Raw genomic sequence first — 13532 nt, 5'->3', positions numbered from 1 at the left:
CGGCGATGGTCGCTGTACTGGTCATCGAAGACGACGACCGCATCCGCCTGTCGCTGACGCTCGCGCTCGAGGACGAGGGATACACGGTCTCGGCCGCCGCGACGGCCGAGGAGGGGCTCGTCCGGCAGCGCCGCGAGCCCGCGGACACGGTGCTCGTGGACCTGATGCTGCCCGGCATCGACGGGTTCGAGTGCATCCGGGAGCTGCGCCGCGCCGACGACGTGCCGATCGTGGTGGTCAGCGCCCGCGACGACACGCACGACATCGTCGCCGCGCTGGAAGCCGGCGCCGACGACTACGTCGTGAAGCCGATCGCGGTCAAGGAGCTCACCGCGCGGCTGCGGGCGCTGCGACGGCGGGCCCGCGCCGCCACCGCGGCAGGCCCGCGCACCTCCGTGGTCGGCGAGCTGGAGATCCGCCCCCAGGCCGGTGAGGTGCTGCTGCGCGGCAACCAGCTGGCGCTGACCCGCACCGAGTTCCGGCTGCTGTGCGAGCTGGCCGAGCACGCCGGGCAGGTGCTGTCGCGCCAGCAGCTGCTGGAGCGGGTGTGGGAGTACGACTTCGGCGACGAGCGGCTCGTCGACGTGCACGTCGGACGGCTGCGCCAGAAGGTCGAGGACGACCCCGGCGCCCCGGCCCGCCTGGTGACCGTCCGCGGCCTCGGCTACAAGCTCCAGCGATGATCCGCAGGCCGGGGCTGCGCGCGCGGGTGACGGCGGGCTTCGCCGTCGGGGCGCTGGGCGTGTCCACCGTCATGGGCGCGCTGTCCTACCAGCTCACTGAGCGCTTCCTGCTGGCGCAGCGGGAGGACTCGGCGGTGCGCGCCGTGGCGCTGGACGCCGCGATCGTCGCGTCCGGTCTCGACGACGACAACCCCGACGCGCTGAGCGCGCTCAGCGCCCTGAACACCGGCGCGGACCGGCGCGCCTTCCTGCGCCGGGGGAGCCGATGGTTCTCCGCCCAGGTGGACACCGCCAACACCGCCGCGGAGATCCCCGACGGACTGGTCCGCCTGGTCGAGCGGGGCGAGCCGGGCATCCAGCGGGTACGCGTCGACGGCGTGCCCGCCATGGTCATCGCCGTGCCGCTCGACGACGGCACGGCCCTCTACGAGGTCGACTTCATGCGCGAGCTGGACCGGTCGCTGAAGGTGCTCGCGCTGGTGCTGACCCTGGTCGCGATCGGCACCACGGGGGCTGGGGCGTTGCTGGGCTCGTACGCGTCCCGGCGGGTGCTGCGTCCGCTCACCACGGTCGCCAACGCCGCCAGCGAGATCGCCGCCGGGGACCACAGCGCCCGGCTCGACCCCGCCGCCGAGCCCGAGCTGGCCCGGCTCACCACCTCGTTCAACCTGATGGTCGACCAGCTGTCGCGGCGCATGGAGCGTGATCGCCGGTTCGCGGCCGACGTGAGCCACGAGCTGCGTTCGCCGCTGCAGACCCTGTCCGCCGCCGCGAGCGTGCTGGCCCGCCGCCGCGCCCACCTCGATCCGCGTACGGCGACCGCCGCGGCGCTGCTCACCGAGGAGGTCGAGCGCTTCCAGGACCTGGTCACGGACCTGATCGAGCTGTCCCGCAGCGACCAGGCCGCCGACCGCACCTCGGTCGACGTGCCCGCGCTGGCGCGCCGCCTGTGCCGGGCCCGCGGCCTGAACGTGAACCTGGTGTCGGTCGCCCAGGGCAGCGACGCGATCTGGCAGGTGGACCGTCGGCGCTTCGAACAGATCCTGGTCAACCTCATCGACAACGCGCAGCGCCACGGCGGCGGCGCGGTCGCCGTGCGCCTGGGCGGCCGCCGGATGCTCGGGTACTACGTCGAGGTCGACGACGAGGGCCCCGGCGTCAGCCCGGCCGACCGGGAGTCGATCTTCGACCGGTTCGTGCGCGGCCGCACCGCCGGAGCCCGCGGCGACAGCGAGGGCACCGGCCTCGGCCTGTCCCTGGTCGCCCAGCACGTGCAGGCGCACGGCGGCCGCGTGCACGTGACCGACCGCCCCGGCGGCGGCGCCCGCTTCCGTATCGACCTGCCGAAGGTGGCCCAGTGATCCCGCGTCCAGCACCGTCCCGGCCCGCCCGGCGGCCGCTGCCGGGGCGGTCGTCCGGGCGCGTGCTCGGGTCCATGCTGGTGTTGCCGTCGCTGCTGGTGGTGCTCGCCGCCGGGTGCGGGGTGCCGGTCGAGGACACCCCGCGGGTGATCGAGGCGGGCCCGCCGTCCCGGGTGGCGACGGGCGCGCCCTCGGCCGCCGCGTCCGGGCCCGCCGCGGAGAGCCTGTACCTGATCCGGGACGGCTCGCTGGTCCCGGTGCAGCGCCGGCTGGCCGCCGAACCCGACCCGCAGCGCCTGCTCGGCGACCTGCTGGCCGGGCCGACCGAGGCGGAGCAGGACCGCGGCCTGGGCACCGCGCTCGGCGGACGCGACGTCGTCGCGTCGGTGCGGCTGATCGACGGTGTCGCGCACGTCGAGCTGCCCGCGGGCATCGAGAACACCGGCCGCAACGACGACGTGCTCGCCTTCGGGCAGATCGTGTGCACGCTGACCAGCCGCCGCGACGTCACCGGCGTGGTGTTCACCAGGCAGGGCGCGCGGATCGGGGTGCCCCTGCCCGACGCCTCGCTGAGCCAGGACCCGCTGCGCGCCGCCGACTACGCCGCGCTGATCGCCAACGGCTGAGCACCCCGGGCAACTACGCTGCAAGGGTGACCGAGTCCGGCGCGGTGGACCTCGACCGGCACGTCTACGGGGCGGCCGACGCCCCGATGACGCTGGTGGAGTACGGCGACTTCGAGTGCCCGTACTGCGGCGCGGCCGCGCCGGTGCTGCGCCGCCTGATCGACGAGTCGGACGGCGTGGTGCGGCTGGTCTACCGGCACTTCCCGCTGTTCACGGTGCACCCGTTCGCGCTGACCGCGGCGCTGGCCGCCGAGGCCTCCGGCGACCGCTTCTGGGAGATGCACGACCTGCTGTTCGCCCACCAGAGCCGGCTCACCGACCCCGACCTGGAGAACTACGCGCAGATGCTCGACCTGGACTCGGTGACCGGCGAAGCCGCCCAGCCGTACCGCCCCGCCGTCGAGACCGACTACCGCTCCGGCGTCACCGCCGGCGTCCGCGGCACCCCGACCCTCTTCGCCGACGGCAACCTCTACCAGGGCAAGGTCGAACTAGCCGCCCTCCGCAGCTCCCTCGGCCTGCGCCACTGACCGAAACGAAGGAAGGGCACCTTCTACACGGACGTCCGTTAACAAGGTGCCCTTCCTTCGCTTTTCAGCGTTCGCTGAGGGTGGGGTCGCGCCAGGGGCCGGTGGGGAGTTCGGGCATGCCGTCGGAGTCGTCGACGGTGCACAGGGGCAGGCGCTCGCCGAGGCAGCGCAGGGCGACGGAGCCGAGTACGGCAGCCAGCAGCGAGCCGGCCAGTACGCCGATCTTGGCTTCGGCCTGCAGGAGCGGGTCCTTGAAGGCCAGGTCGGCGATGAACAGGGAGATGGTGAAGCCGATGCCGGCCAGCACCGCGCCGCCGATGAGGTGCCCGTAGCGCACCCGGCCGGGCAGTTCGCCCCAGCCGGTGCGCAGGGCCAGCGCCGCGCCGAGGCTGATGCCGATGGTCTTGCCCGCGACCAGCGCCACCACGATGCCGATGGTCACCGGTGACGTGGCCGCCCGGCGCAGCGTCTCGGCGTCCAGCCGCACGCCCGCGTTGGCCAGGCCGAACACCGGGATCACCAGGAACGCGCTGACCGGGTGCAGCGCGTCCTGCAGCCGGTCGTTGGGCGGCACCGTGGCCCGCGCCGCGGCTGCCGCCAGCCGGGCTCGGACGGCGTCGGCGCGTTCGATGACCGCCCGGCCGTAGAAGCGCAGCCGGTCGACCTGCTCCGGCTCCACCGGCGTGGCCGGCACGAGCAGCCCGACGATCACCCCGGCGAGCGTCGGGTGCAGGCCGGAGGCGAACACGGCCACCCACAGCAGCAGGCCGACGACGACGTACGCCTGCAACTGCCAGACCCGCGCCCAGCGCAGGCCGACCAGCACCAGGGTCAGCACCAGCACCGCCACCAGCGCGGGCGTCGAGACTCCGCCGGTGTAGAAGATCGCCATCACCGCGATCGCGGCGATGTCGTCGGCGATGGCCAGCGTCAGCAGGAACAGCCGCAGCTGGTCCGGGCAGCGCGGCCCGAACAGGGCGAGGACCCCCACGACGAACGCGGTGTCGGTCGAGATCGGAATGCCCCAGCCGTGCAGGGCGGGCGGCGACGGGTTGAACGCCAGGTAGATCAGCGCCGGCATGATCACGCCACCGAGCGCGCCCAGCACCGGCGCCAGCACGGCCCGTGGGCGGCGCAGCTCCCCGACGGTCAGCTCGCGGCTGATCTCCAGGCCGACGGTGAGGAAGAACAGCGCCATCGCGAAGTCGTTGACCCAGTGCCGCAGATCGAGGTCGATCCCGATGTCGCCGATCCGGACCGAGGCCTGGGTGTGCCAGAACGCCTCGTACCCCCCGCCGGGCAGGTTGGCCCAGATCAGCGCCAGCACCGTCGCGATGAGCAGCAGCAGGCCGCCGCCGGCCTCGGTGGCCAGGAAGCGCTGCAGCGGGTACGACACGTGCGGCACCGGAATGTGCACCCGCGGACGAGGACCGGGCCGCGGCGGCCGCGGCTCGGTGTTCTGCGCGCTCACCGCGCCCCATCCGCGTGTTTTGTCACGCTTCCCATGATCCCGCGTGCCGGCGCTCCAACCCGCCCTTTTCGGGGCTGCACTTTCGCGGAAAGTGCAGGAAAGAAGCGCTGGATTCGTGCAGTTTCCCCGAAAGTGCAGCGCCCCCGCGGCGTCTTGGAGACGCGGCGGGGGCGGGTGCGGGTGAGGGGGTCAGTTGGTGGGGAGGGGCCAGAGCACGCCCGCCGAGCCGCCGCCGCGGCGGACGGGTTCGGCGGCGGCGAGCAGGCGGCCGTGGCCGAGGAACTCGATGCCGGTCGCGGCCCCGATCTCCGGGCTGGCCGCGAACGTGTGGCCGAGCGCCGTCAGGCCGGGGATGTCCGGGGCGAAGTCCGCTTCGGCCAGCACGGCCGCCGTGTTGCGCTGGGTCGCGCGGGCGGCGGCGACCGCCTCCGGCAGGGTCATGCCCAGGTCCAGGCGGTTCACCAGGATCTGCAGCACGGTCGTGATGATCGTCGAGCCGCCGGGGGTGCCGACCGCGAGGAACGGCCTGCCGTCGGCGAGCACGATCGTCGGCGACATCGAGCTGCGCGGCCGCTTGCCGGGGCCGGGCAGATTCGGGTCGGGCGCGCTGCCCTGGGTCGGGGTGAAGTTGAAGTCGGTCATCTCGTTGTTGAGCAGGAAGCCCCGGCCCGGCACGACCATGCCGTTGCCGCCGGTCTGCTCGATGGTCAGCGTGTACTCGACCACGTTGCCCCAGCGGTCGGCCACGGTCAGGTTGGTCGTGGACTGGCCCTCGGTCACCGCGGGGCTCGGCGCGGCCGCCGCGCAGCCGCCGTACGAGCCGTCGGGCTCACCCGGCGCGACCGGCTTGACCAGCGCCTGCGCCGGGTTGATCAGGCAAGCCCGCTCCTTGGCGAACCCGTCGGAGAGCAGCTGCTCCAGCAGCGGGCGCGGCGTGTTGTCGCCGACGAACCGGTTGCGGTCGGCGAACGCCAGCGCGGACGACTCCAGGTACCGGTGCAGCGCCTCGGTGCGGGTGAGCGCGCTCAGGTCGGTCTGCTCCAGGATGTTCAGCGCCTCGCCGACGGCCTGACCGCCGCTGGACGGGGTCGGCATGCCGTACACGTCGTAGCCGCGGTAGGACACCCGGGTCGGCTGCGGTGTGCGCACCTGGTAGGCGGACAGGTCGGACAGTGCCATGGTGCCGGGGCGGATCGGGTACGCCCAGGTGCCGATCGGCACGTCGGCCACCGGCGGGTGCTGCACGGTGTCGACGATGTCGCGGGCGATCGCGCCCCGGTAGAACGCGCCGGTGCCGTGCCGGGCGATCTCCCGGTAGGTGTCGGCCAGGTCCGGGTTGCGGAACACGGTGCCCGCCTCGGGCGGCAGCCCGCCCGGCAGGTACAGCGCGCTCGTGGACGAGAACTGCCCGAACGCGGCCGCGTTGTCGCTGATCTGGGTGCGGAAGGTGGTGTCGACGACGAAACCGCGGTCGGCGACCTTCGCCGCCGGGCGCAGCGCGTCGGCCAGGTCGGTCGTCCCCCACTTGCGCAGCGCCTTGTCCCACGTGGCCAGGGTGCCGGGCACGCCCGCGGCGATGCCGCTGACCCGCGCCTCCTGGAACGCGTACGGCAGCCCGGTCGCCGGGTCGACGAACGCGGTCTCCCCCATCGACATCGGCGCGGCCTCCCGGCCGTCGATGGTGTACACCTTCCGGTCCTTGGCGCGATAGTAGACCAGGAAGCCGCCGCCGCCGATACCGGCCGAGAACGGCTCGGTCACGCCCAGCGTCGCCGCCGCCGCGATCGCCGCGTCGACCGCGTTGCCGCCCTTGCGCAGCACCTCCAGGCCGACCTTGGTCGCGTCGAGATCGACGGTCGCGACCGCGCCGCCGTATCCCGTCGCCACCGGGACCTTGTCCAGGTCAGGTGGCCTCGGGCTCGCCTGGACGGGCCCGGCGGCGGCGGTCGACGCCAGGGTCGCGACGGCGATGCCGGCGAGCGCACGGCGGTGGCGCAGTCTCATGGACTTCCTCCCGGATCGGATCAGGTCGATGTCTTCACCGTATGCCGGATGGCCGCCGCGCGCACGCCGAGTCGTGGTCAGAACCGCCGGGTGAACGGTTCCGGTTTGCGCATCCGCACCAGCAGGAGCAGTGGCAACAGGACATACGGCAGGTTGAACGACAGGAATTTGACCGGGTTGGGGGTCTGCCACTGCGGCTCGCCGAAGAACTCCACACCGAACACGATGATCCCGGTGATCGTCGAGATCATCGTGGCGTAGACGACCGCCGGGAGCTGGATCCAGTTGCGGCCGCGGATCAGGGCGTACACCAGTACCAGGTAGAAGGGCATGTAGACCAGGGCGGACAGGCCGGTGACGATGCGCATCCACACCGGGGGGTGCATGAACAGCGGGTCGGTGTCGTGGGCGTACCAGTAGTTGGAGTTGAGGATGAAGTTGTCCGACGGCTCGCTGAAGTCGAAGCCCAGCGTCGGCATCAGGTCGGCGATCAGCGACGTGATCGTGAAGACGCTGAACACGACCGCGAAGAAGATGTCGATCCGGCGTTCGCGCAGGGGCAGGTTGGCGCTCATGGGGTGTCCTCACTCGGTGCGAGGGTGATCGATTGGCAGGCAATGTACTGCCTCGATCATGCGTACGACACCCTGCGATCAGCTCGCCCTGAACCCCGCCACGAAGCGCCGCTGCCAGGGCGTCTCCACGGCCCGCGGGTGGTAGCCGGCGCGCACGTACGCCACGGCCCGGTCCGCGGGCACCCCGTCGAGCACCGCGAGGCAGGCCAGCGCGGTGCCGGTGCGCCCGATCCCGCCGCCGCAGGCGACCTCGACCCGCTCGTCCCCGGCCCGCTCCAACACGTCGACCAGCGCCTCCCGGAACGCGGCCCGGTCGGCGGGCAGCCAGAAGTCCCGCCAGCGCACCCACCGCGCCGCCCACGGCGTCTCCGGCGGCGGCCCGCCGAGCAGGTACAACGCGAACTCCGGTGGCGCTCCCTCGGGCAGCGGGCGGCGCAGGCCGCGCCCCCGCAGCCACCGGCCGGACGGCAGCCGAAACACCCCCGGCCTGCCTTCCTCCCACCTCACCACCGGCCGACCGTAACAGCCCCGCGAGCACACGCCGGAACCGTCGCCTCCGATGATCCGTTTTTGTGGACGCTGGACGCCCCTATGGGGGCACCTGGCGTCCACAAAAACGGATCATCACGAGCGCAGCATCCGTTTCGCCCGTTCTTCACCGAGCGGTGAAGAACGGACTCAGCCCGGGCCCCTGGCGAGGTCGAGCCGCACCACCGTCGACGGCATGGTCTCCGGCGCGGGCGGCGAGCCGCATCCGGCCAGCATGATGAGCCCCGCAGCGATGATCGCAGTCCGGCGGCGCACAGCGCCCTCCCCCGTCGTCGTATGGCGTCCTGAGGGAGGTACGCGGCGAGCCCTCGTCGGGGTTGGCCTCAGGCCCACACCGATCGGATCGAGCCGGGCTCACGCCATACCGGTTGTGCTCCCGCACCATGACCTTCCCCGGGAAGCCGCAGCCCGAGCACTCCACGGCGGACGCCGTCCAGGGCGTGCGCGACACCGGGCAGGCCGACCCGGAGATGTTCGCGGCGGTGTTCCAGCCCGAAGGGCCGGGGAGCCGGGCGAAGTCAAGGTCAGCCCGGATCACGGCTGGGAAGGCGTGCGGCACCTGCTGCCGTGACCCGGTCAGGTGCGCAGGGTCTGCCGGGGTGAGCGGCCGTACTCCTCCCGGTAGACGGCCGCGAAGCGGCTCAGGCTGGTGAAACCCCAGCGGCGGGCGACCGCGGCCACGGTGTCGCCCCGGGTCGGGTCGGCGGTCTGCAGGTCGCGGTGGGCCCGGGACAACCGGACCCGGCGCAGGTACGCCATCGGCGTGCTGTCGGCGTGCCGGGCGAACGCCGCCTGCAGCCCGCGCGAGGAGATCCCGGCCGCCTCCGCGATGTCCTCGACGGTCACCGGCTCGTGCGCGTGCGTGTCGATGAACGCCACCGCGCGCCGCAGTGCCGCCGGCGCGACCCGGCCGGGCTCGCCGACGTACCCGGTGGCGGTGGCGGTGTTCGGGAAGGTCGCGATGGCCGTGGTGGCGGCCAGGTCGACGGCGGCCGCGTGCACGAGCGGGTTGGCCAGCGGCGTGTCCGGCGTGTTGAGCGTGTGGAACAGGTACGCCATGGTGTCGCGCCAGTGCCGGCCCGCCTCGGCGGAGACGGGGGCCATGCCGTCGAAGCGGAAGTCGGCCAGCGCGATGCCGGCGCGGGCCGCGACCCGGGCGACCCGGTCGACGGGCAGGCGCAGCAGCCGCAGGTCGAAGTCGCTCCAGCGGACGGTCAGCGGCATGCCGGTCGGGTAGAGGTAGGCCCCGCCGCGCCCCGGCCGCAGCTCCTCGCGCCCGGCCCGGACGACGAGGTCGGAGTTCAGCGACACCACGAACATCAGGTACGGCAGCGGGTCGGTCACCGTCTCCACGGTCGCGGTGTGCCGCAGGCTGTCCATGCCGAGCTCGCCGGCCTGCACCACGTGCTGGCGGAACCGGAAGTCCTCGGCGCCGCCGAACAGCCGCGGCCGGTGCTCGATGTACGACTCGCGGAGGACCTCGTTGGCCACCTCCACGTCGCCGGTCGCGAACTCGCGTGCGCGTACGCGCAGCGCAACACCCTCAGCCATCTCACCCATCCCCGGTGCGGCGGACCCGGCCGTGGTGGCCGGGGTGCCTATCCGGCAAACGACGGTCCGGGGAACCTGGTGTTGCACCGGCGGGACGCGACGCGGGTTCGTGTCCGGCGGATTCAGCCCGCGAGCGCGGCCGGGCGGGCCACGGTGACCACGGTGCCCTCGTGCCGGGCCTGCTCGGCGGCGAAGGTGGCCAGGTGGGAGTTGAGCGTCTGGGCCGGGCCGGACAGGATGCGCGCCGGGTCGCCGGCGGCCACCGCGGCGGTGAACGCGTCCATCAGCCCGGCGTCGCCGCCGCCGTGCCCGCCCGCGGCGTCAGCGCCGCCCCCGGTCGCCGGGTCGTGGCTGGTCGCGGCGCCGGTGGTGAAATCGTGCACGGTCACGCTGACGCCGTCGCAGACCAGCTCGCCGCGGGTGCCGAAGACGCGGGTGCGCCGGTGGCCGCCGGTGTTGAAGGCGTTCATGGTGAACGACGCGGTCACCCCGCCGTCGAACTCCATCGCGACCACCTGGTGGTCGACGACGTCGTTGTCGCAGGCGTACACGCAGCGCCCGTAGGGTCCTTCGCGCAGGGCCGCGGTGAGCGCCTCCTCCGTGAAGACCGGCGTGACCACCGACAGCGGCCAGCTGTGCTCGCCCCGGGCCAGGCGGTCGCGGTAGAGCCGGGGTGACGAGTACGGGCAGTCCGGCTCGACGGCGCAGTCCAGGCAGCGATCGGCGGCTCCGGCGGGCCGGTTCTCGGGGCGGAAGTGGCGCAGCCCGCCGAAGCTGGACACGCGGGCGATGTCGCGGCCGACGATGTGCTGCAGCCAGTCGATGTCGTGGCAGGACTTGGCCAGCAGCATGAAGCTGGACAGGTCCTCGCGCCGCCAGTTGCCGCGCACGAACGAGTGCGCCTGGTGCCAGAAGCCGACCGGCTCGTGGTGCTGCACCGACACCACGTCCCCGATCGCCCCGCCGTCGATCAGGTGCTTGACCAGCCGGGTGTACGGGGCGTACCGCAGCACGTGGCAGACGGCGAGCATCACGTCGGCCGCGCGGACCGCGTCGACGATGCGCACGCACTCCTGCGGGGTCGGCGCGAGCGGCTTCTCCAGCATGATGTGCAGCCCGCGCGCGGCGGCGGCGACGGCCGGGTCGGCGTGCCCGGCGTCCTGGGTGGCGATGACGACCGCGTCGGCCGCGAGGTCCCCGTCGGCGAGCAGCTGCCGCCAGTCGTCGTGCTGCCCGGCGGGGTCGATGCCGTGCGCCGCGGCGAAGCGGGCGCGCCGCTCGGGGTCGGGTTCGGCGACGGCGACGAACCGGGCCCGGTCGGGATGGGCCAGGGCCCAGCGGGCGTACGCGTTGCCGCGGTCACCCGCGCCGATCAGCGCCAGACGCACAGGATTCACGAGGACACTCCCGAAGATCGGTTCCCGGTCCCGGCCACTATAGGAACCGTTTACTGGTACGGCAAGCAGCGGCCGGGCCCGGAACGTGACACGTCCCGAACCCGGCCGTCCCCTCCCGCCCGCCGCGGGCGGAGCCTCAGACGCCCTTGGTGAAGGTGTCGCACTGGCGGCCGTCGCCGGTGCGGTAGCCGGTGTTGAACCAGTCGCTGCGCTGCTTGGCGGTGCCGTGGGTGAACTTGGACTCGTCCACCCGCCCGCCCGACTTCTCCTGGATCTTGTCGTCGCCGATCGCGGCGGCCGCCTCCAGGGCCTGGTCGATGTCCTGCTGGGTGACCGACTTGAAGATCGCGGTGCCCTTGTTGTCCTTGGTCTCCACGGCGTGCTTGGCCCACACCCCGGCCAGGCAGTCGGCCTGCAGCTCCAGTTTCACCGACAGCGCGTTGGCGCTGCCCGGGTCGCGCTCGGACTGCCGCTGCACGTCCGCCGAGATGCCGAGCAGGTTCTGCAGGTGGTGGCCGTACTCGTGGGCCAGCACGTACGGCTGGGCGAACTGCCCGTCGGCGCCGAAGCGGCTGGCCAGCTCGTCGTAGAACGACAGGTCGATGTACACCTGCTTGTCCGGCGGGCAGTAGAACGGGCCGACACCGCTGTCAGCCGCGCCGCAGCCGGTGTTCACGGCCTGGGAGAAGAAGACGGTGTCGGTCTGCTCGTACGGCTGCCCGAACGTCTGCGGCATCGCCTGCTGCCAGTACGCCTGGATCGAGTTCACGTACAGCGTGTTGCGGCACTCGGCCTTGTCGAGCCGGTCGGGGTTGGCCGTCGAGCAGGTCTGGCTCACACCCGGGCCGCCGTCGTCGCCGCCGCCGAACATCTGCGGGCCGAGGAAGGTGCCCACCAGCGCCAGCCCGATCACGATCAGCGTGCCGACGATGCCGCCGCCGACCGGGATCGGGATGCCGCCGAGGCCTCCGCCGCCTCCGCCGCCCCCGGATCCCCGGGCGTCGGTCACCTGGCTGGTATCGATGTCCGCGTTCTCGTTGAGGGTCATGCCGGCGCGATACCCCGCGCCGGCTGCCCCTTAACCGGTCACGAGACGGGCGCGAGGTCCATCACCGAGACCCGGCACACCGGCTCGCCCTCGACCACCACCGCGTGGATCTCCCGATAGCTGGGACCGGGCTCCTTCGTGGTGATCCGGAAGTACGGCTGGCCGTCGCCGACCGACACGAAGTTGTCCGGCAGGTCCACCTCGGCCAGCGAGTTCCACTGGTGCTCGTCGCGGAACGTCGGGGCGGTGTCGGCGGTGTACTGCTGGTAGTTCTCCCCCAGCCAGACCGCGGCGGCCCGGGTGCAGGAGCCGTAGTAGGTGCTCTCGTAGTCGTGCCGGGCCGTGGTGTAGCCGCCGGCCAGCGGGCTGAAGTACGAGTACTCGTACGGGTAGATGCGGGCGGAGGCGTAGAGGGCCTCGCCCTGGCCGAGCACCGCCGCGCCGATCAGCGCCCAGGCCAGCGCCGTGCGGCCGGAGTCGAACGACTCCCGCGCCCAGCGCACCAGCAGCACCGAGGCCAGCACGATCATGCCGGGCGCGACGAACAGGAACTGGCGCAGGCTGTTGTACAGCGTCGAGTGCGCGCCGATGATCAGCGCGAGCGGGAGCAGGATGTACGCCCCGACCAGCAGCATCCGCCCGTCCAGTCGTTGCCGGCGGACCAGCCCCACGACCGCGGCCACCGCGCCGGCCACGGTCAGCGCGACCACGGGCAGCGGCGAGCCGATCACCAGCCACCAGGGGGCGTAGTACCAGGGCAGCTGGGTGGAGCGGACCATCTCGCCGCCGAACAGGATCTCGTTGTCCCAGTCGTACTTCGCCATCGACTCGACCGACGACAGCAGCCCGTCGGTCGGGTTGGTCAGCAGGAACGGCCAGAACACCGACATCACCAGGTACGCCGTGGTGCCGATGGCGAGCATCGCGGTGAACTGGTTGGTCAGTTCGGTGCGCAGCTCTCGCCCGCGCAGCTTGTGCCCGTGCCGTGCCCAGAAGCCGAGCGAGACGAACGCCAGCAGCCCGAACCACAGCAGCGCGTTGACCCGGATCGAGCCCGCGAAGCCGATCGCCGCGCCGACCCCGGCCAGCTCCAGTACCTCGAACCGCCGGTCGGGCTGCCGCCAGCGCCGCATCAGCCGCAGCACCAGCCACAGCACCAGCACCATCGCCACGGCCAGCGGGATGTCCTTGGAGTTGTTCATCATCTGGCCGGTGTAGCGCGGGTACAGCGCGAGGCCGACCGCAGCGGCCAGCCCCGCCCATGCGCCGAGGCGGCCGCGTCCGGCCAGCTCCCGGGCGGCCAGCGCGGTGATCAGCATGCCGAGCACGCCGAACAGACCGTTGACGATCGTGCGGGTGTTCCAGATCTCCCCGGTCAGGTGCTGGAAGAACGCCACGATCAGCTCGAACCCGGCGCCGTGCTGAGGCATGTACAGGTAGTCCGGGAAGTCCAGGAACGAGCGGTCGGTGGTGCCCGACAGGTAGAACTTCAGCACCCGCGCGCCGTAGTCGTCCTGCATGTACTCGTCGTAGGTGCGGCCGTGGAAGCGGCCCTGCGCAACGGTGAACCAGGACATCACCAGCAGCAGGGCGCCGAGCAGCAGGTGCGGCAGCCGCCCACGCCGCCACGGGGCGGCAGGCTCGGCCGCGACGGCGGGCGGGGCGTCATCCGGGTTCGCGGTTTTCGGCTCGACGTCTACATCGGACACGAAGCTGCTCCTGAGGTATGGGAACGGG

13 protein-coding genes are annotated in these 13532 nt (G+C 72.7%); 4 read left to right on the top strand and 9 right to left on the bottom strand.

Features of this window, described 5'->3' with window-relative positions; translation table 11 throughout:
* Positions 1 to 5 precede the first annotated feature (5 nt).
* The 4 genes from ACFQO7_RS06025 to ACFQO7_RS06010 are packed head-to-tail and all read left to right on the top strand — an operon-like array spanning position 6 to position 3200.
* Positions 6 to 683 (top strand): response regulator transcription factor, encoded by a 678-nt coding sequence (locus ACFQO7_RS06025; RefSeq protein ID WP_376805466.1) that lies wholly within the window; start codon positions 6 to 8, stop codon positions 681 to 683.
* Positions 683 to 2044, top strand: a complete 1362-nt coding sequence (locus ACFQO7_RS06020) for a sensor histidine kinase (RefSeq protein ID WP_376805559.1) — start codon at positions 683 to 685, stop codon at positions 2042 to 2044. Before ACFQO7_RS06025 ends, ACFQO7_RS06020 begins: the two co-directional genes overlap by 1 nt.
* Positions 2041 to 2670 (top strand): GerMN domain-containing protein, encoded by a 630-nt coding sequence (locus tag ACFQO7_RS06015; RefSeq protein WP_376805465.1) that lies wholly within the window; start codon positions 2041 to 2043, stop codon positions 2668 to 2670. Before ACFQO7_RS06020 ends, ACFQO7_RS06015 begins: the two co-directional genes overlap by 4 nt.
* A 26-nt stretch (positions 2671 to 2696) precedes the next feature.
* Positions 2697 to 3200: a DsbA family protein gene (locus tag ACFQO7_RS06010; protein ID WP_360534265.1), complete on the top strand. Its 504-nt coding sequence runs from the start codon at positions 2697 to 2699 to the stop codon at positions 3198 to 3200.
* Between the two features lie 64 nt (positions 3201 to 3264).
* Here ACFQO7_RS06010 and nhaA read toward each other — a convergent pair whose 3' ends face one another.
* The 9 genes from nhaA to ACFQO7_RS05965 form a co-directional block, all read right to left on the bottom strand.
* The gene (gene nhaA / locus ACFQO7_RS06005) at positions 3265 to 4671 is read right to left on the bottom strand and encodes a Na+/H+ antiporter NhaA (protein ID WP_376805464.1); all 1407 of its coding nucleotides are present in this window, start codon (positions 4669 to 4671) and stop codon (positions 3265 to 3267) included.
* A 189-nt stretch (positions 4672 to 4860) separates the two neighbouring features.
* On the bottom strand, positions 4861 to 6669 hold the full coding sequence (gene ggt, locus ACFQO7_RS06000; protein ID WP_376805558.1) for a gamma-glutamyltransferase: 1809 nt from the start codon (positions 6667 to 6669) through the stop codon (positions 4861 to 4863).
* Between the two features lie 83 nt (positions 6670 to 6752).
* Positions 6753 to 7250: an EXPERA domain-containing protein gene (locus tag ACFQO7_RS05995; RefSeq protein WP_376805463.1), complete on the bottom strand. Its 498-nt coding sequence runs from the start codon at positions 7248 to 7250 to the stop codon at positions 6753 to 6755.
* 78 nt (positions 7251 to 7328) lie between these two features.
* The gene (locus ACFQO7_RS05990; RefSeq protein WP_376805462.1) at positions 7329 to 7760 is read right to left on the bottom strand and encodes a protein-tyrosine phosphatase family protein; all 432 of its coding nucleotides are present in this window, start codon (positions 7758 to 7760) and stop codon (positions 7329 to 7331) included.
* A 168-nt stretch (positions 7761 to 7928) separates the two neighbouring features.
* Positions 7929 to 8054 (bottom strand): hypothetical protein, encoded by a 126-nt coding sequence (locus ACFQO7_RS05985; protein WP_376805461.1) that lies wholly within the window; start codon positions 8052 to 8054, stop codon positions 7929 to 7931.
* Positions 8055 to 8375: 321 nt separating this feature from the next.
* Positions 8376 to 9350, bottom strand: a complete 975-nt coding sequence (locus ACFQO7_RS05980; RefSeq protein ID WP_376805460.1) for an AraC family transcriptional regulator — start codon at positions 9348 to 9350, stop codon at positions 8376 to 8378.
* A 122-nt stretch (positions 9351 to 9472) separates the two neighbouring features.
* Positions 9473 to 10747, bottom strand: a complete 1275-nt coding sequence (locus ACFQO7_RS05975) for a Gfo/Idh/MocA family protein (protein WP_376805459.1) — start codon at positions 10745 to 10747, stop codon at positions 9473 to 9475.
* Between the two features lie 136 nt (positions 10748 to 10883).
* Positions 10884 to 11795, bottom strand: a complete 912-nt coding sequence (ypfJ, locus tag ACFQO7_RS05970; RefSeq protein WP_376805458.1) for a KPN_02809 family neutral zinc metallopeptidase — start codon at positions 11793 to 11795, stop codon at positions 10884 to 10886.
* A gap of 38 nt (positions 11796 to 11833) precedes the next feature.
* Entirely contained in the window at positions 11834 to 13504 is a 1671-nt protein-coding gene (locus ACFQO7_RS05965; RefSeq protein ID WP_376805457.1) for a hypothetical protein, read from the bottom strand.
* Positions 13505 to 13532 lie beyond the last annotated feature (28 nt).

The sequence above is a fragment of the Catellatospora aurea genome (genome assembly GCF_042663325.1).
Taxonomy (GTDB): Bacteria; Actinomycetota; Actinomycetes; order Mycobacteriales; family Micromonosporaceae; genus Catellatospora; species Catellatospora aurea.
This window is presented reverse-complemented; position numbering and strand designations above follow the sequence as displayed.

What these genes read in the sequence shown, in the direction of transcription:
- ACFQO7_RS06025 (WP_376805466.1), top strand. Translation starts at nt 6, where the DNA reads ATGGTCGCTGTACTGGTCATCGAAGACGACGACCGCATCCGCCTGTCG.
- ACFQO7_RS05995 (WP_376805463.1), bottom strand. Translation starts at nt 7,250, where the DNA reads ATGAGCGCCAACCTGCCCCTGCGCGAACGCCGGATCGACATCTTCTTC.
- ACFQO7_RS05980 (WP_376805460.1), bottom strand. Translation starts at nt 9,350, where the DNA reads ATGGCTGAGGGTGTTGCGCTGCGCGTACGCGCACGCGAGTTCGCGACC.
- ypfJ (WP_376805458.1), bottom strand. Translation starts at nt 11,795, where the DNA reads ATGACCCTCAACGAGAACGCGGACATCGATACCAGCCAGGTGACCGAC.